Consider the following 21,989-nt stretch of genomic DNA (forward strand, 5'->3'; position numbering starts at 1 on the left):
CTTTGTGGGAGCGAGCCTGCTCGCGATGCTTTTGCTGTCAGCCCTGGACCGGAACGCCCTTGAGGTACGGCGCAGGTTCCGCCCCCAGGTTGTTGAGCATGCGCTCGCTGTACCAGTCGACGAAGTTCACCACGCCGAACTCATAAGTCTTGGAGTACGGGCCTGGCTGGTAGGCGGTGGAGTTGATGCCGCGCTGGTTTTCTTCGGCCAGGCGACGGTCCTGGTCGTTGGTGGCGTCCCAGACCTGGCGCATGCGTGCCACGTCGTAGTCCACGCCTTCGACCGCGTCCTTGTGTACGATCCACTTGGTGGTGACCATGGTCTCCTGGGCGCTGATCGGCCACACAGTGAACACGATGATGTGGTCGCCCATGCAGTGGTTCCACGAGTGGGGCAGGTGCAGGATACGCATCGAGCCCAGGTCCGGGTTCTTGATGCGGCCCATCAGTTTGGCGCAGCCCTGCTTGCCGTCCATGGTCATCGACACGGTGCCCTTGAGCAGCGGCATGCGCACGATACGGTTGCGCAGGCCGAAACTGGCGTGAGCGTAAGGGATTTTCTCGGCTTCCCAGGCTGCGGCGGAGGCCGCTACATGGTCCTTGAATGCCTGGTCGGCCCGTGGGTCGGTGACGTCGTCCCATTCCAGCAGGGTCTTGAGCAGTTCCGGGTGCGCGCCGCCGCAGTGGTAGCACTCGCGGTTGTTTTCCAGCACCAGCTTCCAGTTGGCCTTTTCCATCAAGGTGGTTTGCACCGCCACCTTGGTGTTTTCCATGTCATAGGGTTCCATGTAATGGGTCAAGGTCGCCAGGAAGTCGTCGATGGCCGGTGGGTTCTCCGCCAGGCTGATGAAGATGTAGCCACCGGCGGTCTTCACGTTCACTGGCTTCAAGCCGTACTGGTTCATGTCGAAATCGGCGCCCATTTCGGTGCCGGCGAACAATAGGCGACCGTCCAGCTCGTAGGTCCACTGGTGGTAATGGCAGACCAGCTTGGCGACCTTGCCCTTGTCGCTGGTGCACAGCCGCGAGCCCCGGTGCCGGCAGACGTTGTGGAACGCATGCACCACGCCGTCGGCGCCGCGAATCACGATGATCGGGTTCTTGCCAACCTGCAGGGTCAGGTAGTTGCCCTTGGTCGGAATTTCGCAGGTCATGCCGGCGATCAACCATTCCTTCTGGAAGATTTCCTGCATGTCGATATCAAACAGGCGCTCATCGGAGTAGAACGGCTGCGGCAGCGAGAAAGTGCGCTCGCGTTCCTGCAGCATTTGCGCGGTGGCCTTGCGTGCGGGTTCCAGCGGATCGCCCAGGCTCAGGGTTGCGGTGACGTCCATCGTTTTATCCTCATGGCCCTCTACGTGGCCGGCGAAAGTGGCTAATCAAATGTGCTACGCAAGGCAGAAAATATTATTTATCTGTTGGGGCGAGTGTGGGGCCGCGCAGGGGGCGAACCTTATCCATGGGCGACATGGCCCAATCTGTTCCCGACGCGCAAGGTCCGGTCGTTGGGGGCTGGTCGCGGTAAGCATGTGAATGTCGCAGATAGGTAAATGGGCGATTCGCGCTATACGCAGAATCGCCTCATAAGAGGCCGACAGTCGGCCGTGGAGATCAGCATGTCCAACAGCTTCCTGAACCCGGTAACCACCCAGACCTGGGCCAATGGTCGTCACATTGTCCGTTGCGTCAAAGTCATCCAGGAAACCTGGGATGTGCGCACCTTTTGTTTCATGGCTGATCAGCCGATTCTGTTCTTTTTCAAGCCGGGGCAATTCGTCACCCTGGAGCTTGAAATCGAAGGTCAGCCGATCATGCGCTCCTACACCATCTCCAGCTCGCCGTCGGTGCCCTACAGTTTTTCGGTGACCATCAAGCGCGTACCGGGGGGCAAGGTTTCCAACTGGCTGCACGACACCCTGCACGAAGGCCAGGAGCTGGCGGTGCACGGGCCGGTCGGCCTGTTCAATGCCATCGACTTCTCCAACCCCAAGGTGCTTTACCTCAGTGGCGGTGTCGGCATCACGCCGGTGATGTCCATGGCGCGCTGGTACTACGACACCAATGCCAACGTCGACATGGTGTTTATCCACAGCGCCCGCTCGCCCAAGGACATCATCTATCACCGCGAGCTGGAACACATGGCGTCGCGGATCGATAACTTCAACCTGCACCTGATCTGCGAAAAACATGGGCTGGGCGAGCCTTGGGCCGGGTATCGCGGCTATCTGAACCACAAGATGCTGGAGCTGATGGCGCCGGACTTCCTGGAGCGCGAAGTGTTTTGCTGTGGCCCGACGCCCTACATGAACGCGGTCAAGCGCCTGCTGGAAGCCGCTGGCTTCGACATGACGCGTTACCACGAGGAGTCCTTCGGCGCCACGCCACCGGAAGCCCGCGCCGACGCGGTGGAACAGGCCGAACAGGCTGCCGACGCCCCGGAAGTCGATGTGGCGGACCTACATCTGGTGGAGTTCACCGCCTCTGGCAAGAGTATTCGCGTGGGGCCGGGAGAAACCGTCCACGCCGCCGCCGCCAAGCTCGGCATGATGATTCCCAAGGCCTGCGGTATGGGCATCTGCGGCACCTGCAAGGTTTTGAAACTGGGCGGGGAAGTGGAGATGGACCACAACGGCGGTATCACCGAAGACGACGAGGCCGAAGGTTACATCCTGTCGTGCTGCAGCGTGCCGAAGGGGGATGTGCGGATCGAGTTCTGACACATGCTCGGCGCAAGGGGAGCGCGGAGCGTCCCGGGCTGCATTCCCACGCAGAGCGTGAGGAACGATCGATTTCACAGCCATCGCGACCTGATCGTTCCCACGCTCCTGCGTGGGAATGCAACCAGGGGCGCTCTGCGTCCCAGCTTCGTCGCAGTCTGCTGTCTATGGGCTAATACCACCGCTGAATCTCAATCAACCCTTCCATTCCCGCATAATTACGCGCACTGGAATAGCGCCAATGTTCCGGTAATTCCACATATCCACGTTTCACCGGGTTGAAATGGATGTAGTCCAGCTTCTGGCGCATTACCGTTTCGCTATAAATCTGCTCCGCGTGTGAGCCTTCTTGCCAGAGCTGATAAACCCTGTCCTGCTTATGGGCTCGTTTGCTGAACCGCAGGCGTTGCAAAGCTCGCTCAGCGCCTTTGCTTTGCAGGTCGTCGATAATCTGGCGTGCCGTAAAGGATTTGAACTGACGCAGACACTTGCTCAGGTTCGGAGCCTGGGCAACGAAATGCAGATGGTTTTCCAGAACGACATAGCCGAACAGTTGCAAATTCTGATGGGTTTGCTGATAGCGCCAGCACCCGAGCAAGTGATCGACGAGGTAGGGGCGAATGAACAGCGGCAGCCATTCCATCAATGTGCAGGTGAGAAAGTGGGGCTTGTCGGGTTCGGTGATGGCGTAGCGGCTCCGGCCCATGGGATGCATTCCTTTGCTGCGGGGAATGACCATGTTGCAGTCTTCGAGACGTTTGGCGATAGACGAAGAGGGCACGAGGCGGGTGGGAATAGTCCGCACACCCTCGATGATCATTCCCGCGCTCCTGCGTGGGAATGCAGCCAGGGACGCTCTGCGTCCCCAAGAGCCGAACGCGGAGCGTCCGTAGAGGCGTTCCCACGCAGAGCGTGGGAACGATCATCATGTCAGTCGTTGCCTCAGGCGCTCATCACTTCCCGAATATCCACCGCCAATTCCCGCACTCGCGCTTCTTCGGTGTCCCACGAGCACATGAACCGCGCGCCGCCCTTGCCGATGAAGGTGTAGAAGCGCCAGCCCTTGGCGGTCAGCGCGGCGATGGCCGGTTCCGAGAGTTGCAGGAATACGCCGTTGGCCTGGACCGGGAACATCAGTTCCACGCCTGGGATGTCGCTTACCAGTTGCGCCAGCAGTTGGGCGCAGTGGTTTGCGTGCCGGGCGTGCTTGAGCCAGGCGTCGTTTTGCAGCAGGCCGACCCAGGGCGCCGAGAGAAAGCGCATCTTCGAGGCCAACTGCCCGGCCTGTTTGCAGCGATAGTCGAAGTCTTCTGCCAGGTCGTGGTTGAAGAACAGGATCGCTTCACCCACCGCCATGCCGTTTTTCGTCCCGCCAAAGCACAGCACATCCACCCCGGCTTTCCAGGTCAGGTCTGCCGGTGAGCAGCCAAGGAAGGCGCAGGCGTTGGAGAATCGTGCGCCGTCCATGTGCAGGTTCAGCCCCAGTTCCTTGCAGGTGGCGCTGATGGCGCGGATTTCTTCCGGGGTATAGACGCTGCCAACTTCCGTGGCCTGGGTCAGGGTCACAACGCGGGGCTTGGGGTAGTGGATGTCCTGGCGCTTGAGGGCGATCTCGCGGATCGAGTCCGGGGTCAGCTTGCCATTTTCGGTGCGCGCCACCAGCAGCTTGGAACCATTGGAAAAGAACTCCGGCGCGCCGCATTCGTCGGTTTCGACGTGGGCGGTTTCCGAGCAGATCACGCTGTGGTAACTCTGGCACAGCGAGGACAGCGCCAGGGAGTTGGCCGCGGTGCCGTTGAACGCGAAGAATACTTCGCAGTCGGTTTCGAACAAGGCACGGAAATCATCCGCCGCGCGGTGGGTCCACTCATCATCGCCATAGGCGCGCTGATGACCCTGGTTGGCTTCTTCCATGGCCGCCCAGGCTTCGGGGCAAATGCCGGAATAGTTGTCACTGGCGAATTGTTGACTCTTGTCGGTCATGGCCTTGCTCCTGAAATAGAGAGTCCTGGGTAAGAGATCCCTGACAGAATTCCCGGATGGAGAATTCCGTGGTCCGACGTGCTTTGAGTCCGGCACGCGGTGGTCGATAGTGGTGCGCACTTTACCCAAGATTCGCGGGGGAACACACTGGATGTTTCTGTCAGAAACTCACAACACCCTAGGGCGGCTGTACCCATGAACCGACGTGACGGAGCCTTGGACCTGCTCAAGTGGTTGGCTCTGTTGGCGATGGTGCTCGATCATCTGCGATATGTCGGTTACTCCGCCGATTGGTTGTATGTGCCGGGACGTCTGGCGTTTCCCTGGTTCTGCCTGGCGATGGCGGCGAACCTGGCGCGCAACGGGGCCAGTGCGAGCTCGTGGCGTTACCTCGGCTGGCTGTTGCTGTTCAGCTCAGTGAGCGAAATTCCTTATCGGTTGTTTATTCCTGTGCCGGCTACCTTGAACGTGCTGCCGACCCTGACCCTCGGGTTGCTGGTGGCGCGTAGTTGGCAAACCCATACGCTGGAAGCGCGTTTGCTGGCGGCGGGGGCGTTGCTGCTGGCGGCGCTGTTTTCCTCGCGGCTGATGTTCGGTTTTTTCGGCGTCCTGCTGCCGCTGGCGATGTTGCTGGTATTTCGCCGGCCCTGGTATTTCGCGTTGTTGCCAGGCTTGGTGTGCCTGGCGGCCAACCAGTGGCGGGTGCTGTATGGCGCGGCCTGGCTGGGGGATGCGGTGGCGATCGGCGGGTTGGTGGCGTGTCTGTTTGCGCCATGGCTTGGGCTGGTGCTTTTGCGACACGCTGGTCGTTTTCATCCGCCGCCCATGCGGCGCTGGGCCTACGGTCTGTATCCCGCGCATTTCCTGCTGTTGCTCGCGGTTCGCCAGATCGCCGCATAGCCCTATGGGAGCAAGGCCTGTGGGATAACACAGTGCTATCCCACAGGCCTTGCTCCCCGACTCTTTGAGCGCATGTCGTAAACGCACCTTTGCGTGGCGTCCATAGGCATTTGACCTGCCTGCGCCGGCCATACCATCGCTTCCAAAGGGCACGACCGAACGGTGGTCAGTGCCTCACCGAGACGAAAGGCGCACCGCCGCCGCTGGGAGAGACGCGATGTTCAGCAAGCAAGACCAGATCCAGGGTTACGACGATGCACTGCTGGCGGCGATGAATGCCGAGGAGCAACGCCAGGAAGATCACATCGAGCTGATCGCGTCAGAGAACTACACCAGCAAGCGTGTGATGCAGGCCCAGGGCAGCGGCTTGACCAACAAATACGCCGAAGGCTATCCGGGCAAGCGCTACTACGGTGGCTGCGAACACGTCGACAAAGTCGAGGCCCTGGCTATCGAGCGCGCCAAGCAGTTGTTCGGCGCCGACTACGCCAACGTCCAGCCGCACTCCGGGTCTTCGGCCAACAGCGCCGTGTACCTGGCCTTGCTGCAGGCCGGCGATACCATCCTGGGCATGAGCCTGGCCCACGGCGGTCACCTGACCCACGGTGCCAAGGTGTCGTCTTCGGGCAAGCTCTACAACGCGGTTCAGTACGGCATCGACACCACCACCGGCCTGATCGACTACGACGAAGTCGAGCGCCTGGCGGTCGAGCACAAGCCGAAGATGATCGTCGCCGGCTTCTCGGCTTACTCCAAGACCCTGGATTTCCCACGTTTCCGCCAGATCGCCGACAAGGTCGGTGCCCTGCTGTTCGTCGACATGGCCCACGTCGCCGGTCTGGTCGCTGCCGGTCTGTACCCGAACCCACTGCCTTACGCCGACGTGGTCACCACCACCACTCACAAGACTCTGCGCGGTCCGCGTGGTGGCCTGATCCTGGCCAAGGCCAACGAAGAGATCGAGAAGAAGCTCAACGCTGCGGTATTCCCCGGTGCCCAGGGCGGCCCGCTGATGCACGTCATCGCCGGCAAGGCGGTGTGCTTCAAGGAAGCGGCGGAGCCAGGCTTCAAGGCCTACCAGCAGCAAGTAATCGATAACGCCCAGGCCATGGCTGGCGTGTTCATCAAGCGCGGCTACGATGTAGTGTCCGGCGGTACCGATAACCACCTGTTCCTGGTCAGCCTGATTCGTCAGGGCCTGACCGGCAAGGACGCCGACGCCGCCCTGGGCCGCGCGCACATCACTGTCAACAAGAATGCCGTGCCGAACGACCCGCAATCGCCGTTCGTGACCTCGGGCCTGCGCATTGGCACCCCGGCGGTGACCACGCGCGGCTTCAAGGTCACCCAGTGCGTGACGCTGGCCGGCTGGATCTGCGACATCCTCGACAACCTCGGCGACGCCGATGTCGAGGCCAATGTTGCCCAGCAAGTGGCGGCGCTGTGCGCGGACTTCCCGGTTTATCGCTGAGTCGGTTTTGGAGTAATCACTATGCAACGCTATTCGGGCTTCGGCCTCTTCAAACACTCTCTCAGCCATCATGAAAACTGGCAGCGGATGTGGCGCACGCCGACCCCGAAAAAGGTCTACGACGTGGTCATTGTCGGCGGTGGCGGGCATGGTCTGGCGACCGCCTACTACCTGGCCAAGGAACACGGCATCACCAACGTGGCCGTGGTCGAGAAGGGCTGGCTGGGCGGCGGTAACACCGCGCGCAACACCACCATCGTGCGCTCCAACTACCTGTGGGACGAATCGGCCCACCTGTACGAACATGCGATGAAACTCTGGGAAGGCCTGTCCCAGGACCTGAACTACAACGTGATGTTCTCCCAGCGTGGTGTCTACAACCTGTGCCATACCCTGCAGGACATTCGTGATTCCGAGCGTCGCGTCAGTGCCAACCGCCTCAACGGCGTGGACGGCGAGCTGCTCAACGCCAAACAAGTGGCCGACGAGATTCCGTACCTGGATTGCTCGAAAAACACCCGCTACCCGGTGATGGGCGCCACCGTCCAGCGTCGCGGCGGCGTGGCCCGTCACGATGCCGTGGCCTGGGGCTTTGCCCGGGCGGCGGACGCGTTGGGCGTGGACCTGATCCAGCAGACCGAAGTGATCGGTTTCCGCAAGGAAAACGGCGTGTGCATCGGTGTGGAAACCAACAAGGGCTTCATCGGCGCCAAGCGCGTCGGTGTGGTCACCGCCGGTAACTCCGGACACATGGCCAAGCTCGCGGGCTTCCGCCTGCCGATCGAATCCCACCCGCTGCAAGCGCTGGTGTCCGAGCCGATCAAGCCGATTATCGACAGCGTGATCATGTCCAACGCGGTGCACGGCTACATCAGCCAGTCCGACAAGGGCGACCTGGTGATCGGTGCCGGTATCGACGGCTACAACGGCTACGGCCAGCGTGGCTCGTACCCGGTGATCGAACACACGGTTCAGGCCATCGTCGAGATGTTCCCGGTGTTGTCCCGTGTACGCATGAACCGCCAATGGGGCGGCATCGTCGACACTACGCCGGACGCCTGCCCGATCATTTCCAAGACCCCGGTGCCGAACATGTTCTTCAACTGCGGTTGGGGCACTGGCGGCTTCAAGGCCACCCCGGGCTCGGGCAACGTCTTCGCTGCAAGCCTGGCCAAGGGTGAAATGCACCCGCTGGCCGCGCCGTTTTCCATCGACCGTTTCCACAACGGTGCACTGATCGACGAACACGGCGCTGCTGCCGTCGCCCACTAACAGGAGAAATCCCTATGTTGCACATCTTCTGTCCTCACTGCGGCGAACTGCGCTCCGAAGAGGAATTCCATGCATCCGGCCAGGCGCACATCCCGCGTCCGCTGGATCCGAATGCCTGCACCGACGAGCAGTGGGGCGACTACATGTTCTTTCGTGACAACCCGCGCGGGTTGCACCATGAGCTGTGGGACCACGTCGCCGGCTGCCGCCAGTATTTCAACGTGACCCGTGACACCGTGACCTACGAGATTCTGGAAACCTACAAGATCGGCCAAAAGCCGCAATTCACCGACAAGGCTGACAGTCCGAAAGCGGCCGCGCAGGCTCTGGGAGAGAAGGTATGAGCCAGATCAATCGCCTGTCCAACGGCGGACGGATCGACCGCAACAAAGTGCTGAGCTTCACCTTCAACGGTCAGACCTATAAAGGCTTCGAGGGCGATTCCCTGGCCGCTGCACTGCTGGCCAACGGCGTTGACATCATCGGCCGCAGCTTCAAGTATTCCCGTCCGCGTGGCATCTTTGCCGCCGGCGCCGAAGAGCCGAACGCGGTACTGCAGATCGGCGCCACCGAAGCCACGCAGATCCCTAACGTGCGCGCCACGCAACAGGCGCTGTATCAAGGGTTGGTCGCCACCAGCACCAACGGCTGGCCGAACGTGAACAACGACATGATGGGTATTCTCGGCAAGGTCGGCGGCAAGCTGATGCCGCCGGGCTTCTACTACAAAACCTTCATGTACCCGCAATCGTTCTGGATGACTTACGAAAAGTACATCCGCAAGGCCGCGGGCCTGGGTCGCTCGCCGACCGAGAACGACCCGGACACCTACGACTACATGAACCGTCATTGCGACGTGCTGGTTGTCGGCGCCGGCCCTGCTGGCCTGGCCGCCGCATTGGCCGCGGCCCGCAGCGGTGCGCGGGTGATCCTGGCCGACGAGCAGGAAGAGTTCGGCGGCAGCCTGCTCGATTCCCGCGAGAGCCTGGATGGCAAACCGGCGACCGAATGGGTGGCTGCTGTTGTTGCTGAGCTCAAGTCGATGCCAGATGTGGTGCTGTTGCCGCGCGCCACGGTGAACGGTTACCACGACCATAACTTCCTGACCATCCACGAGCGCCTCACCGACCACCTGGGTGATCGCGCGCCAATCGGCCAGGTCCGCCAGCGCATCAACCGGGTCCGCGCCAAGCGCGTGGTGCTGGCGACTGGTGCCTGCGAACGGCCGCTGGTCTACGGCAACAACGACGTACCGGGCAACATGCTGGCCGGCGCGGTCTCCACCTACGTGCGCCGCTATGGCGTGGCACCGGGCAAGAAACTGGTACTGAGCACCAACAACGACCACGCCTATCGCGTGGCGCTGGACTGGCTCGACGCCAGCCTGCAAGTGGTGGCCATCGCCGACGCCCGCAGCAACCCGCGTGGTGCGCTGGTGGAAGAGGCGCGTGCCAAAGGCATCCGCATCCTCACCGGCAGCGCCGTGATCGAGGCTCGTGGCAGCAAGCGCGTCACCGGGGCCCGCATCGCCGCCATCGACGTCAAGGCGCACAAGGTCACCAGTCCCGGCGAATGGCTGGACTGCGACCTGGTGGCCAGCTCCGGCGGCTACAGCCCAGTGGTTCACCTGGCTTCGCACCTGGGCGGCAAGCCGATCTGGCGCGAAGACATCCTTGGTTTCGTACCGGGCGAAGCACCGCAGAAGCGCGTGTGTGTCGGCGGCGTGAATGGCGTCTACAGCCTGGGTGACACCTTGGCCGATGGTTTCGAAGGTGGCGTGCGCGCGGCCAACGAAGCCGGTTTCAAAGCGGTGGAGGGTGTGTTGCCCAAAGCCCTGAGCCGCCAGGAAGAACCGACTCTGGCGCTGTTCCAGGTGCCGCATGAAAAATCCACTGCACGGGCGCCGAAGCAATTCGTCGACCTGCAGAACGACGTCACTGCCGCCGCCATCGAACTCGCCACCCGCGAAGGCTTCGAGTCGGTCGAACACGTCAAGCGCTACACCGCACTGGGCTTTGGTACTGACCAGGGCAAGCTGGGCAACGTCAACGGCCTGGCCATCGCGGCTCGCTCGCTGAACGTGAGCATCCCGCAGATGGGCACCACCATGTTCCGCCCGAACTACACGCCGGTCACCTTCGGCGCGATAGCCGGGCGGCACTGCGGGCACATCTTCGAACCGGTACGCTTCACCGCGCTGCATGCCTGGCATGTGAAAAACGGTGCTGAATTCGAAGACGTCGGCCAGTGGAAGCGCCCTTGGTACTTCCCGAAGAACGGCGAAGACATGCACGCTGCGGTCAAGCGCGAATGCAAAGCCGTGCGCGATAGCGTCGGCCTGCTGGATGCCTCGACTCTGGGCAAGATCGATATCCAGGGCCCGGACGCCCGCGAGTTCCTTAACCGCGTATACACCAACGCCTGGACCAAGCTCGACGTGGGCAAGGCCCGCTACGGTTTGATGTGCAAGGAAGACGGCATGGTCTTCGACGATGGCGTGACGGCCTGTCTGGCGGACAACCATTTCGTGATGACCACCACCACTGGCGGCGCGGCGCGCGTGCTGCAATGGCTGGAGATCTATCACCAGACCGAATGGCCGGACCTGAAGGTGTACTTCACTTCGGTTACCGACCACTGGGCGACCATGACTCTGTCGGGCCCCAACAGCCGCAAGCTGCTGAGCGAAGTCACCGACATCGACCTGGACAAGGACGCTTTCCCGTTCATGACCTGGAAAGAAGGCCTGGTGGGTGGTGTACCGGCGCGGGTGTTCCGTATCTCGTTCACCGGTGAACTGTCGTACGAAGTCAACGTGCAGGCCGACTACGCCATGGGCGTGCTCGAGCAGATCGTCGAGGCCGGGAAGAAATACAACCTGACCCCGTATGGCACCGAGACCATGCACGTATTGCGGGCCGAGAAGGGCTTCATCATTGTCGGTCAGGACACTGACAGCTCGATGACCCCGGACGACCTGAACATGGGCTGGTGCGTAGGCCGGACCAAACCGTTCTCGTGGATCGGCTGGCGTGGCATGAATCGCGAAGACTGTGTGCGTGAGGACCGCAAGCAACTGGTGGGCCTCAAGCCGATCGACCCGAATGTCTGGCTGCCGGAAGGTGCGCAACTGGTGTTCAACACCAAGCAGGCGATCCCGATGACCATGGTCGGTCATGTGACGTCCAGCTACGCCCACAACTCCCTGGGTTATTCATTTGCCATGGGCGTGGTCAAGGGCGGCCTCAAGCGGATGGGCGAACGCGTGTTCGCGCCACTGGCCGACGGCAGCGTGATCGAGGCAGAGATTGTTTCTTCGGTGTTCTTCGATCCGAAGGGGGATCGGCAGAATATTTGATACCTGATCGTTCCCACGCTCCGCGTGGGAATGCATCCCGGGACGCTCCGCGTCCCAAAAGCGGACGCAGAGCGTCCATGGCGGCATTCCCACGCAGAGCGTGGGAACGATCAATCTACGAGACAGGTGCTCCATATGACCGCAGTCAACGTGTACCAACAACGCCCAACCACCGGGGCCAAGGCCGAGTCGTCGCTGCACCATGCCGACCTCGCCAGCCTGGTGGGCAAGGGTCGCAAGAACGCCGGCGTGACCGTGCGCGAGAAGAAACTCCTGGGCCACTTGACCATCCGTGGCGATGGTCATGACCCTGCGTTCGCTGCTGGCGTGCACAAGGCCCTGGGCCTGGAGCTGCCGGGCGCGCTGACCGTCATCGTCAAGGGCGAAACCAGCCTGCAATGGCTCGGCCCGGACGAGTGGCTGCTGGTGGTGCCCAGTGGCGAAGAATTTGCCGCCGAGAAAAACCTGCGCGAAGCCCTGGGCGATCTGCACATCCAGATCGTCAACGTCAGCGGCGGTCAGCAGATCCTCGAACTGTCCGGCCCGAATGTGCGCGACGTGCTGATGAAATCCACCAGCTATGACGTACACCCAAGCAATTTCCCGGTGGGCAAAGCCGTGGGCACGGTGTTCGCCAAGTCGCAACTGGTGATCCGCCACACGGGCGAAGACACCTGGGAACTGGTGATTCGCCGCAGCTTCTCCGATTACTGGTGGCTGTGGTTGCAGGATGCCGCGGCTGAGTATGGGTTGAGCGTGCAGGCCTGACTAGGGTTGGACGCTGTCCTTTTGTGGCGAGGGGATTTATCCCCGTTGGGCTGCGCAGCAGACCCCAAACCTGCCACCTCAGTACGTCAGGCCGATCACATCAAGCTTTTTGGGGCTGCTTCGCAGCCCGACGGGGATAAATCCCCTCGCCACAGGAGTCACTGCAATGAGCCGCGCCCCAGACACATGGATCTTGACTGCCGACTGCCCCAGCGTGCTCGGCACGGTGGACGCGGTGACGCGCTTTCTGTTCGAGCAGGGCTGCTACGTCACCGAGCATCATTCCTTCGACGACCGGCTCTCAGCGCGTTTTTTCATTCGTGTGGAGTTCCGCCAACCCGACGGTTTTGATGAGCAAAACTTCCGGGCCGGCCTGGCCGAACGTGCGCAAGCCTTTGGCATGGTCTTCGAACTGACGCCACCCAACTACCGGCCCAAAGTGGTGATCATGGTCTCCAAGGCCGATCACTGCCTCAACGACTTGCTCTACCGTCAGCGCATCGGCCAGTTGTCCATGGACGTCGTGGCCGTGGTGTCCAACCACCCGGACCTCAAGCCGCTGGCCGACTGGCACCAGATTCCGTACTACCATTTCCCCCTGGACCCGAACGACAAGCCCTCCCAGGAGCGGCAGGTGTGGCAGGTGATCGAAGACACCGGCGCCGAGCTGGTGATTCTCGCCCGCTACATGCAAGTGCTGTCGCCGGAGCTGTGTCGCAAGCTCGACGGCAAGGCGATCAACATCCATCACTCGCTGCTGCCGGGCTTCAAGGGCGCCAAGCCGTATCACCAGGCCTACAACAAAGGCGTGAAACTGGTCGGCGCCACGGCGCACTACATCAACAACGACCTGGACGAAGGCCCGATCATCGCCCAGGGCGTGGAAGTGGTGGACCACAGCCACTATCCCGAAGACCTGATCGCCAAGGGCCGGGACATCGAAGGGCTGACCCTGGCCCGGGCGGTGGGGTATCACATTGAGCGGCGGGTGTTTCTCAATGCCAACCGAACCGTTGTTCTTTAGATCGCCATCGCGAGCAGGCTCGCTCCCACAGTGGATCTGGGGCATGACTGGGTTCTATGTACTGTGGGAGCGAGCCTGCTCGCGATGAGGCCCTTACAGACAACAAAGAAACAAGACACAAGCACTACCCGAGCAATCAACGCGCTGCCTGCCTGGGCAACGCAGTTTCATAAAAACAACAGCGAGGTGAAAGCATGTCTGGCAATCGTGGTGTCGTGTATCTCGGCAACGGCAAGGTCGAAGTACAGAAAATCGACTATCCAAAAATGCAGGACCCGCGTGGCAGGAAGATCGAGCACGGCGTCATCCTGCGCGTGGTATCCACCAACATCTGCGGCTCCGACCAGCACATGGTGCGCGGCCGCACCACCGCTCAGACCGGCCTGGTCCTGGGCCACGAAATCACCGGGGAAGTGATCGAAAAGGGCAACGACGTCGAAAACCTGAAGATCGGCGACCTGGTGTCTGTTCCGTTCAACGTGGCTTGCGGGCGCTGCCGTTCCTGCAAAGAACAACACACCGGCGTCTGCCTGACCGTCAACCCGGCCCGTGCCGGCGGTGCCTACGGTTATGTGGACATGGGTGACTGGACCGGCGGCCAGGCCGAATACGTGCTGGTGCCATACGCGGATTTCAACCTGTTGAAGCTGCCGGACCGCGACAAGGCCATGGAGAAAATCCGCGACCTGACCTGCCTGTCCGACATCCTGCCGACCGGCTACCACGGCGCCGTCACCGCCGGCGTTGGTCCTGGCAGCTCCGTCTACATCGCGGGTGCCGGTCCGGTTGGCCTGGCGGCTGCCGCTTCCGCCCGCCTGTTGGGTGCCGCTGTGGTCATTATCGGTGACGTCAACCCGATCCGCCTGGCCCACGCCAAGGCCCAGGGTTTTGAAATCGCCGACCTGTCCAAAGACACTCCGCTGCACGAACAGATCGCCGCGCTGCTGGGCGAACCGGAAGTCGACTGCGCCGTTGACGCGGTGGGCTTCGAAGCCCGTGGTCACGGCCATGAAGGCGTCAAGCACGAAGCTCCGGCCACCGTGCTCAACTCGTTGATGGGTGTGGTTCGCGTAGCCGGCAAGATCGGCATCCCCGGCCTCTACGTCACCGAAGACCCGGGCGCGGTCGATGCCGCGGCAAAAATGGGTAGCCTGAGCATCCGTTTCGGTCTGGGCTGGGCCAAGTCCCACAGCTTCCACACCGGCCAGACGCCGGTGATGAAGTACAACCGCCAACTGATGCAAGCCATCATGTGGGATCGCATCAACATCGCAGAAATCGTCGGCGTACAGGTCATCAGCCTGGACGACGCGCCTAAAGGCTACGGCGAGTTCGATGCAGGCGTACCGAAGAAGTTTGTGATCGATCCGCACAAGATGTTCAGTGCGGCCTAAGCGGTAGGCAAGACGGAAAAAGGGCGACAGTGATGTCGCCCTTTTTATTTGATAGGTTGCCCTCAAGGTTGTTTATTGAGTGTCAGCTGTTTATTCCTCCAAGCCTGCTGAGGAGGAGGGCCCTCATCCACATACTGCTCCCGGTAACTATATAAGCAGGTGTTTGCTACAGGCGTGGGCGTTGTTAACGTCATTTGGTACATCGGTTGTAGAAAGTTAGGGCCCACGGCCTCGCCCCGCCAAATAACTTTTCCAGAGGAGTCCTTCACAGAATACTCCTCGTAGACCGGTCGGCCAGGAATGGTCTCTGGCATTAAACGAAACACAATTTCCCCTACGGCGGGACAGCTTGTTGCGTTCGCAGCATGGGTCACGCCCAGGAGTCCAGTGACGGAAAGTATGCAAACTATTAAACCGCGCATTTCAGGTACTCGCTTGTTGATTGGAGCAACGATGATCGCTGAGCGTCGTGCTTGGGCCTACTGTCAGAAATGACAGTGGGTCAGACTAAAAGGAAATAGCCTTGCGGGTTTTCATGCGACGTTTCAGGGAAAGGATCTGAGTGAGCCGAGGGTTATTCCGGCGTCACTCTCAGAGCCTGCATGCCTTTATCACCCATCTCGATTTCAAACGAAACAGTCTGTTTCTGTTTCAATGTTTTATAACCCTCGCCAGCTATTGCCGAGTAATGAACGAACAACTCCTCGCCTCCTTTGCCGCAGGTAATGAAGCCATAGCCCTTTGCATCGTTAAACCATTTAACGGTTCCTTTGATTCGGTCGTTCATTTTTATTCTTCCTGCTTGCCCGAATGAAGAAAGGCACAGGGACTGTGGTTTGCCCATAGCCTTGTTTTTCGTTGTCACGGCTGCAGCTTAGAGTCCGTATGAACAGCTGCCTACTGTCAACATTGACAGTAGGCAATACCGAAGTCGTGGAGGACGTCGAGGGCTTGGGGGCGATGAGCAGGGCAGCAGGGAACAATCCCCCTGGACCCCAGTCCAACGCACGCTTTACGCCGCTCTTTATGAGCGGTTTTTTCATGCTCAAGAGGATGTCCCGGATGAAGGTTTCACGAGGTTTTGCACTGTCTTGCCTGCTCGCGCTGGCAAGCAGCCCGGCCTTCGCGCAGTTCAGCCTCAGTGATGCGGCCAATGCGGTGGCGGCGATGCAGGGCGATCAGCCGGGGGAGGGCGCGGTGGCAGCTGCGCCGCAAGCCGCCGGGTTGCTCAATACCCTGGGCTCGGAGCTCAAGATCACCCCGGAACAGGCCATCGGCGGTGCTGGTGCGATGCTGGGGCTGGCGAAGAACCGACTCAGTGAGCCGCAGTTTTCCGAATTGAGCAAAAGCGTGCCGGGCCTGGATCAGATCGCTGGCAACAACGCTATCGGTGGGCTGAATGGCTTGGGTGGCCTGGGCGGTTTGCTCGGTGGCGGGTCGGACAAGAACGCCTTGCTCGACGGCCTGCTGGGTAACGTCAAGGACACCCACGACCTGAACAACGCCTTCAGCGCGCTGGGCATGGACAGCGGCATGATCGGCCAGTTTGCCCCGGTGATCCTTGAATACCTCGGCCAGCAGGGCGTGGCCAGTTCGCTGCTGCAGAACCTGGGTGGCATCTGGGGGGCAGGCGCGGGTATCTGATCAGCCGCGCTCGTTGCGCAAGGCAGCGATGCGCTGATCTTTTTCGATCCAGAGCTGGTTCACCCAGTTCTGGACATGCTGGCGAAACACCGGATCGTTTTCGTAATCGCCCTGCCACAGCGCCGGGTCCAGCTCGCGGGTCTGGATGTCGATAATGACCTTCGGCACCGCACCGCTGATTAAATCCCAGAACCCCGGCGTCCGTTCCTGGGGGTACACCACCGTCACGTCCAGCACCGCGTCCAGTTGCTCGCCCAGCGCCGCCAGCACGAATGCCACGCCACCGGCCTTGGGTTTGAGCAGGTGTGTGAAGGGAGACTGTTGCTGTTGGCTCTTGGCGGCGGTGAAGCGTGTGCCTTCGAGGTAATTCACCACGGTGACTCGTTGGCGCTTGAACAGCTCGCAGGCCTGACGGGTGATTTCCAGGTCTTTGCCTGCCAGCTCCGGATTTTTTGCCAGGAAGGCCTTGGTGTAGCGTTTCATGAAAGGGTAATCCAGCGCCCACCAGGCCAGGCCCAGGAACGGTACCCAGATCAGCTCTTTCTTGAGGAAAAACTTGAAGAACGGCGTATGCCGGTTGAGGGCCTGGATCAGCGCGGGGATGTCGACCCAGGACTGGTGATTGCTGATCACCAGATAAGAGGTGTCGCGGCGCAAGTCGCCGCCGCCGCGTATGTCCCAGCGGGTGGGGATGCACAGGGCGAAGATCAGTTTGTCGATTTCGGCCCAGGTTTCGGCGATCCACATCACTGCCCACGAGGCGCAGTCGCGAAGACGCCCGGGCAGGACCAGTTTGAGCAACGCGAACACCATCAACGGCCCGAACAGCACCAGGGTGTTGAGTAACAGCAGAAGGGTGACAAAACAGCCGGTGAGCAGGCGGCGCATAAATAACTCTTGCAAACAGGTGGGCGGGCCATGATAAGCAGCTTCGGGCGGCAGGCCAAATCGAGGTGAAACGAGCAACCTGTGGCGAGCGAAGTGATCTGTGGGAGCAAAGCTTGCTCGCGATGAAAGTAACGCTATTTCTCTGGAACCGTGGTGGCCGTATCGCGAGCAAGCTTTGCTCCCACAGACCCCCTTTCCCCGGCAGAGATGTTCTTGACGCCAACCGAACGAATTCACAGCCCACGGTCTAAAATCCCGCTGCCCACCCATACAAAGGAAGTCCATTACGTGAAATCCCTTCTCGCTCTGCTTTCCCTGGTGGCCCTTCCAGTGCTGGCCGCCGAACCGACTCTTTACGGGCGCTACGAATACATCGCGCTGCCGGAAATCGGCGGTGAGGTGCTCAAGGCCAAGATGGACACCGGCGCCCTGACGGCCTCGCTGTCGGCCAAGGACATCGAAACCTTTACTCGCGACGGCGAGGACTGGGTGCGTTTCCGCCTGGCGACCAAAGGTGCGAGCAACAAGCTCTTTGAGCACAAGGTCGCACGCATCAGCAAGATCAAGACCCGTTCGGAAGAAGATGAAGACGACGAATCGGCTGCCCCCAGCAAACGTCCGGTGGTGGAGCTTGAAATGTGCCTGGGTGATGTCAAGCGGACCGTTGAGGTCAACCTGACGGACCGCAGCAGCTTCAACTACCCGCTGCTGATCGGCGCCAAGGCCCTGCGCGAGTTTGATGCGGCGGTGAACCCGGCCCGACGTTTTACCGCTGACAAGCCCGACTGCTGATTTCCCTGATTGACGTGCCCCCGGGGTTGGGGCACCGTTCCGGCAACTTTACTGTCGGGCGCGGACGCCATGCCTCACATTCTGATTGTCGAAGACGAAGCCGCCATTGCCGATACGCTGGTGTTTGCCCTGCAAGGGGAGGGTTTCGGCACCACCTGGCTGAGCCTTGGCGCGGCTGCGCTTGAGCATCAGAAAAGCACCCCGGCGGACCTGATCATCCTCGACGTGGGCCTGCCGGATATCAGCGGATTCGAGACGTGCAAAAATCTCAGACGTTTCAGCGACGTTCCGGTCATCTTTCTTACAGCCCGGGATGCTGAGATCGACCGGGTAGTGGGGCTGGAGATCGGGGCCGACGATTATGTGGTCAAACCGTTCAGCCCTCGGGAAGTGGCGGCGAGGGTCCGCGCCATCCTCAAGCGGGTCGCGCCGCGACCGCCCACGGATCTGGGCGCCGGGCTATTTCAGGTCGACACCGAGCGGGTGCAGATCCACTATCGTGGCAGACCGCTGAACCTCACCCGTCACGAATTCCGCCTGTTGAACTGTCTGCTGGAGCAACCCGAGCGTGTGTTCAGCCGCGAACAACTGCTCGACGCCCTGGGTGTGGCCAGTGATGCCGGCTACGAGCGCAGCATCGACAGCCACATCAAGAGCGTGCGCGCCAAATTGCGCCTGGTCAGGGCCGAGGCTGAACCGATCCAGACTCACCGTGGCCTCGGCTACAGCTACAGCCCGGGACATAGCTGATGTCGCTGGGCATCCGGATTTTCCTGGTGTATGTGCTGTTCATCGGTTTGACCGGGTATTTCGTCCTCAACACAGTGATGGAAGAAATACGCCCCGGCGTGCGCCAGTCCACCGAAGAAACCCTGGTGGACACCGCTAACCTGATGGCCGAGATCCTGCGGGACGATTTCAAGGCCGGCACCCTCAACCAGAACCGCTGGCCGCAACTGCTCAAGGCTTACGGTGAGCGCCAGCCTGCAGCATCGATCTGGGGGTTGCCAAAGAACCAGGTCAACCATCGCATCTACGTCACGGACGCCAAGGGGATTGTGGTGCTCGACTCCAGCGGTGTGGCGGTGGGCCAGGATTATTCGCGCTGGAACGATGTCTACCTGACCCTGCGCGGGCAATACGGCGCACGCTCGACCCGCAGCGTTGCCGATGATCCGACGTCTTCGGTGATGCACGTTGGCGCGCCGATTCGCGACAACGGCCGGATTATCGGCGTGGTCACCGTGGCCAAGCCCAACAGTTCGCTGCAACCCTATGTCGACCGCACCGAGCGGCGCCTGTTGGCTTACGGCGCCGGGTTGATCGGCCTGGGGCTGCTGTTGGGCGCCTTGTTGTCGTGGTGGCTGAGCGCGGCGCTACGGCGTTTGACTGTTTATGCCGAGGCCGTCAGCCAAGGGCAACGGGTAGAGGTGCCGCATTATCGCGGTGGCGAGTTCGAGCAACTGGCCGGTGCGGTGGAACACATGCGCACCCAACTGGAAGGCAAGGCTTACGTCGAGCGCTACGTGCACACCCTGACTCACGAACTCAAGAGCCCGCTGGCGGCAATCCGTGGTGCCGCCGAGTTGCTGCAGAGCGACATGCCGACGGCCCAGCGTCTGCGTTTCGTCAGCAACATCGACAACGAAAGCGTGCGCATGCAGCAGTTGATCGAGCGTTTGCTCAACCTGGCCCAGGTCGAGCAGCGACAGGGACTGGAAGAAGAGGTTGCCGTGCCGCTGGCGGCATTGATGGACGAACTGCTGGAGGCCCGCAGTGGCTGGATCGAAAGCCGGCAGTTGCAGATCGAGCGGCACATTGCCGTGGACCTGACATTGACGGGGGAGCCGTTTCTGTTGCGTCAGGCCCTGGGCAATCTGCTGGAAAACGCCCTGGACTTCACGCCCGTCAACGGGTTGTTGCGCATGAGTGCCGAGCGTGTCGGCAACCGCGTCGAGATCCGGCTGTTCAATCAGGCCGAACCGATTCCCGCCTACGCCCTGCCGCGTCTGAGTGAACGCTTCTACTCCCTGCCGCGCCCTGACAGCGGTCGCAAGAGCACCGGGTTGGGCCTCAACTTTGTGGAGGAAGTGGTGCAGTTGCATGCCGGGGAGTTCAGTATTGGCAATGTCGAGGGTGGGGTTGAGGTGGTTTTGCGGTTGCCTTGAAACCGCCTCTGCCGCCTGACAGAACACAACCCTGTGGGAGCGAGCCTTGGGCAGTCTCCACACAATCTCCACAATCTCTCCATAACCCCAGCACACAGCCGGCTCAAGCTCTCCCTCATTCGAACAGGGAGAGCCCCACATGAACCGCAGCCTCGCCGTAAAACTGGGCATGATTGCCCTATTGATCCTCCTGCTGATGATCCCGTTGTTGATGATCAACGGCCTCATCGACGAGCGTCAGGAACTGCGCGACGGTGTACTGCAGGACATCGCCCGCAGTTCCAGTCACAGCCAGCAACTCATCGGGCCGATGATCGTGGTGCCGTTTCGCAAGGATGTGCGGGTCTGGAATACCAACGAGAAGACCGGCGCGCGTTTCCTGGAAACCGTCGAGCAAAGCGGTGAGTTATATTTTCTGCCGGAGCAATTGGACGTCGACGGCCAGATCCGCACAGAAACCCGTGCACGCGGGATCTACGAGGCGCGGTTGTTTCATGCCGACAACCGGATCGACGGCCACTTCAAGGTGCCTGAGCGTTTCGGCGTGGCCACCAAGGATTTTGCCGACTACCGCTTTGACGAGCCCTATCTGAGCGTGGGCATCAGCGACATCCGCGGTATCGAGAATGCACTGACCCTGAAGCTCAACCAGCAGACCGTCGATTTCCTGCCCGGCTCGCGGATCGGCTGGCTGGGGCAGGGCGTGCATGTGCCGCTGCCAATGGTCACGGCCCAGGGCAGCACTGAGCTGACCTTCGGTTTCGACCTGCGGCTGCAAGGCACCGGTCAATTGCAGATTCTGCCGGTAGGTAAGTCCACCCAAGTGCACCTGTCGGCCGACTGGCCGCACCCCAGCTTCATCGGCAACTACCTGCCTACCCAGCGCGACATCAATGAGCAGGGCTTCAGTGCCGACTGGCAGACCTCGTTTTTCTCTACCAACCTGCTGGAAACCTTGCAAGCCTGCGAGCCAAGCGATGGCTGTGAAGCGTTCCGCAGCCGTGCCTTTGGTGTGAGTTTCATCGACCCGGTGGACCAATACCTCAAGAGCGACCGGGCGATCAAATATGCACTGCTGTTCATAGCGTTGACGTTTGCCGGGTTCTTTCTCTTCGAAGTGCTCAAGAGCCTGGCGGTGCATCCGGTCCAGTACGCCTTGGTGGGCGTGGCGCTGGCGTTCTTTTACCTGTTGCTGTTGTCCCTGTCGGAACACATCGGTTTTGCCCTGGCGTATTTGCTGTCAGCCAGCGCCTGTGTGCTGCTGATCGGGTTCTATGTCTGTCATGTGTTGCGCAGCGTGAGCCACGGCCTGGGGTTTTCGGCGGGGTTGGCGGGCTTGTACGGTTTGCTCTATGGATTGTTGAGTGCCGAGGACTACGCCTTGCTGATGGGCTCGCTGTTGCTGTTCGGTCTGCTCGGTGTGTTCATGGTATTGACCCGTAAGCTGGACTGGTACCGGGTGGGAGCGAAGCCGGCGGCTGTGATGACGTTCGATCTGGGAGAGGTGAAATGAGCCGGTCGCTGGGGTTGCGCGAGGACCGGCAATGGCGAGCAGTGCTGGTGACGCGCATAGGGCAGTTGTTTCCCTTGGATCCGCTGCGCTGCCATCAC

19 protein-coding genes are annotated in these 21,989 nt (G+C 61.0%); 14 read left to right on the forward strand and 5 right to left on the reverse strand.

The annotated features are described in order from the left end of the window. Positions 1-37 precede the first annotated feature (37 nt). Positions 38-1,333 (reverse strand): glycine-betaine demethylase subunit GbcA, encoded by a 1,296-nt coding sequence (gene gbcA, locus BW979_RS05830; RefSeq protein WP_047228149.1) that lies wholly within the window; start codon positions 1,331-1,333, stop codon positions 38-40. 282 nt (positions 1,334-1,615) lie between these two features. On the opposite strand from gbcA, the gene gbcB reads away from it, so the two are divergent. Continuing rightward, entirely contained in the window at positions 1,616-2,716 is a 1,101-nt protein-coding gene (gene gbcB, locus BW979_RS05840) for a glycine-betaine demethylase subunit GbcB (protein WP_047228148.1), read from the forward strand. 172 nt (positions 2,717-2,888) lie between these two features. Here the strand turns inward: gbcB and BW979_RS05845 are convergent, their stop codons facing one another. After that, positions 2,889-3,422 (reverse strand): REP-associated tyrosine transposase, encoded by a 534-nt coding sequence (locus BW979_RS05845; RefSeq protein ID WP_047228157.1) that lies wholly within the window; start codon positions 3,420-3,422, stop codon positions 2,889-2,891. Between the two features lie 236 nt (positions 3,423-3,658). After that, positions 3,659-4,699 carry a threonine aldolase family protein gene (locus BW979_RS05850; RefSeq protein WP_047228147.1) on the reverse strand — a complete coding sequence of 347 codons (1,041 nt, stop codon included), beginning with the start codon at positions 4,697-4,699 and terminating at the stop codon, positions 3,659-3,661. A gap of 195 nt (positions 4,700-4,894) precedes the next feature. Here BW979_RS05850 and BW979_RS05855 point away from each other — a divergent pair, with 195 nt between their 5' ends. The 8 genes from BW979_RS05855 (at position 4,895) to fdhA (ending at position 14,886) form a co-directional block, all read left to right on the forward strand. After that, complete coding sequence (locus BW979_RS05855) at positions 4,895-5,599, forward strand: TraX family protein (protein WP_076383400.1); 705 nt, start codon at positions 4,895-4,897, stop codon at positions 5,597-5,599. A gap of 217 nt (positions 5,600-5,816) precedes the next feature. After that, entirely contained in the window at positions 5,817-7,070 is a 1,254-nt protein-coding gene (gene glyA, locus BW979_RS05860) for a serine hydroxymethyltransferase (protein WP_047228145.1), read from the forward strand. Between the two features lie 21 nt (positions 7,071-7,091). Beyond that, a complete protein-coding gene (locus BW979_RS05865; protein WP_003177603.1) occupies positions 7,092-8,342 on the forward strand; it encodes a sarcosine oxidase subunit beta in 1,251 nt (416 codons plus the stop codon). Positions 8,343-8,356: 14 nt separating this feature from the next. Beyond that, positions 8,357-8,686 (forward strand): sarcosine oxidase subunit delta, encoded by a 330-nt coding sequence (locus BW979_RS05870; protein ID WP_003206305.1) that lies wholly within the window; start codon positions 8,357-8,359, stop codon positions 8,684-8,686. Continuing rightward, the gene (locus BW979_RS05875; protein WP_047228144.1) at positions 8,683-11,700 is read left to right on the forward strand and encodes a sarcosine oxidase subunit alpha; all 3,018 of its coding nucleotides are present in this window, start codon (positions 8,683-8,685) and stop codon (positions 11,698-11,700) included. The genes BW979_RS05870 and BW979_RS05875 overlap by 4 nt, the downstream gene beginning before the upstream one ends. Before the next feature lie 135 nt (positions 11,701-11,835). Then, positions 11,836-12,468: a sarcosine oxidase subunit gamma gene (locus BW979_RS05880; RefSeq protein WP_076383401.1), complete on the forward strand. Its 633-nt coding sequence runs from the start codon at positions 11,836-11,838 to the stop codon at positions 12,466-12,468. A 166-nt stretch (positions 12,469-12,634) separates the two neighbouring features. After that, complete coding sequence (gene purU / locus BW979_RS05885; RefSeq protein WP_076383402.1) at positions 12,635-13,492, forward strand: formyltetrahydrofolate deformylase; 858 nt, start codon at positions 12,635-12,637, stop codon at positions 13,490-13,492. Between the two features lie 194 nt (positions 13,493-13,686). Then, positions 13,687-14,886 (forward strand): formaldehyde dehydrogenase, glutathione-independent, encoded by a 1,200-nt coding sequence (gene fdhA / locus BW979_RS05890; protein ID WP_047228141.1) that lies wholly within the window; start codon positions 13,687-13,689, stop codon positions 14,884-14,886. A gap of 574 nt (positions 14,887-15,460) precedes the next feature. On the opposite strand, the gene BW979_RS05895 is transcribed toward fdhA, so the two are convergent. Further along, complete coding sequence (locus BW979_RS05895) at positions 15,461-15,673, reverse strand: cold-shock protein (RefSeq protein ID WP_076383403.1); 213 nt, start codon at positions 15,671-15,673, stop codon at positions 15,461-15,463. Between the two features lie 275 nt (positions 15,674-15,948). Between BW979_RS05895 and BW979_RS05900 the strand changes: the two genes are divergently transcribed. Then, positions 15,949-16,530, forward strand: coding sequence for a DUF2780 domain-containing protein (locus tag BW979_RS05900; RefSeq protein ID WP_047228139.1), 582 nt, complete (start codon positions 15,949-15,951; stop codon positions 16,528-16,530). On the opposite strand, the gene BW979_RS05905 is transcribed toward BW979_RS05900, so the two are convergent. Continuing rightward, the gene (locus BW979_RS05905; RefSeq protein ID WP_076383404.1) at positions 16,531-17,418 is read right to left on the reverse strand and encodes an acyltransferase; all 888 of its coding nucleotides are present in this window, start codon (positions 17,416-17,418) and stop codon (positions 16,531-16,533) included. It lies immediately after the preceding gene. Between the two features lie 288 nt (positions 17,419-17,706). Here BW979_RS05905 and rloA2 point away from each other — a divergent pair, with 288 nt between their 5' ends. From rloA2 to creD, 4 genes are all read left to right on the forward strand, one after another. Then, a complete protein-coding gene (gene rloA2, locus BW979_RS05910) occupies positions 17,707-18,210 on the forward strand; it encodes a retropepsin-like aspartic peptidase RloA2 (RefSeq protein ID WP_047228137.1) in 504 nt (167 codons plus the stop codon). Positions 18,211-18,279: 69 nt separating this feature from the next. After that, positions 18,280-18,960 carry a two-component system response regulator CreB gene (gene creB / locus BW979_RS05915; protein WP_076383405.1) on the forward strand — a complete coding sequence of 227 codons (681 nt, stop codon included), beginning with the start codon at positions 18,280-18,282 and terminating at the stop codon, positions 18,958-18,960. Continuing rightward, complete coding sequence (gene creC, locus BW979_RS05920) at positions 18,960-20,378, forward strand: two-component system sensor histidine kinase CreC (RefSeq protein ID WP_076383406.1); 1,419 nt, start codon at positions 18,960-18,962, stop codon at positions 20,376-20,378. The genes creB and creC overlap by 1 nt, the downstream gene beginning before the upstream one ends. Before the next feature lie 139 nt (positions 20,379-20,517). Continuing rightward, positions 20,518-21,891, forward strand: a complete 1,374-nt coding sequence (gene creD, locus BW979_RS05925) for a cell envelope integrity protein CreD (protein ID WP_076383407.1) — start codon at positions 20,518-20,520, stop codon at positions 21,889-21,891. Positions 21,892-21,989 lie beyond the last annotated feature (98 nt).

Origin of the sequence: Pseudomonas sp. A214, assembly GCF_900156295.1 — a bacterium.
GTDB lineage: Bacteria > Pseudomonadota > Gammaproteobacteria > Pseudomonadales > Pseudomonadaceae > Aquipseudomonas > Aquipseudomonas rhizophila.

Excerpts from the sequence above, each read along its gene's own strand:
- BW979_RS05905 (WP_076383404.1), bottom strand. The coding sequence starts at position 17,418 with ATGCGCCGCCTGCTCACCGGCTGTTTTGTCACCCTTCTGCTGTTACTC.
- purU (WP_076383402.1), top strand. The coding sequence starts at position 12,635 with ATGAGCCGCGCCCCAGACACATGGATCTTGACTGCCGACTGCCCCAGC.
- BW979_RS05900 (WP_047228139.1), top strand. The coding sequence starts at position 15,949 with ATGAAGGTTTCACGAGGTTTTGCACTGTCTTGCCTGCTCGCGCTGGCA.
- BW979_RS05845 (WP_047228157.1), bottom strand. The coding sequence starts at position 3,422 with ATGGGCCGGAGCCGCTACGCCATCACCGAACCCGACAAGCCCCACTTT.
- creB (WP_076383405.1), top strand. The coding sequence starts at position 18,280 with ATGCCTCACATTCTGATTGTCGAAGACGAAGCCGCCATTGCCGATACG.
- gbcB (WP_047228148.1), top strand. The coding sequence starts at position 1,616 with ATGTCCAACAGCTTCCTGAACCCGGTAACCACCCAGACCTGGGCCAAT.
- creC (WP_076383406.1), top strand. The coding sequence starts at position 18,960 with ATGTCGCTGGGCATCCGGATTTTCCTGGTGTATGTGCTGTTCATCGGT.
- BW979_RS05850 (WP_047228147.1), bottom strand. The coding sequence starts at position 4,699 with ATGACCGACAAGAGTCAACAATTCGCCAGTGACAACTATTCCGGCATT.
- glyA (WP_047228145.1), top strand. The coding sequence starts at position 5,817 with ATGTTCAGCAAGCAAGACCAGATCCAGGGTTACGACGATGCACTGCTG.
- BW979_RS05865 (WP_003177603.1), top strand. The coding sequence starts at position 7,092 with ATGCAACGCTATTCGGGCTTCGGCCTCTTCAAACACTCTCTCAGCCAT.
- gbcA (WP_047228149.1), bottom strand. The coding sequence starts at position 1,333 with ATGGACGTCACCGCAACCCTGAGCCTGGGCGATCCGCTGGAACCCGCA.
- BW979_RS05880 (WP_076383401.1), top strand. The coding sequence starts at position 11,836 with ATGACCGCAGTCAACGTGTACCAACAACGCCCAACCACCGGGGCCAAG.
- BW979_RS05895 (WP_076383403.1), bottom strand. The coding sequence starts at position 15,673 with ATGAACGACCGAATCAAAGGAACCGTTAAATGGTTTAACGATGCAAAG.
- BW979_RS05875 (WP_047228144.1), top strand. The coding sequence starts at position 8,683 with ATGAGCCAGATCAATCGCCTGTCCAACGGCGGACGGATCGACCGCAAC.
- creD (WP_076383407.1), top strand. The coding sequence starts at position 20,518 with ATGAACCGCAGCCTCGCCGTAAAACTGGGCATGATTGCCCTATTGATC.
- BW979_RS05870 (WP_003206305.1), top strand. The coding sequence starts at position 8,357 with ATGTTGCACATCTTCTGTCCTCACTGCGGCGAACTGCGCTCCGAAGAG.
- BW979_RS05855 (WP_076383400.1), top strand. The coding sequence starts at position 4,895 with ATGAACCGACGTGACGGAGCCTTGGACCTGCTCAAGTGGTTGGCTCTG.
- fdhA (WP_047228141.1), top strand. The coding sequence starts at position 13,687 with ATGTCTGGCAATCGTGGTGTCGTGTATCTCGGCAACGGCAAGGTCGAA.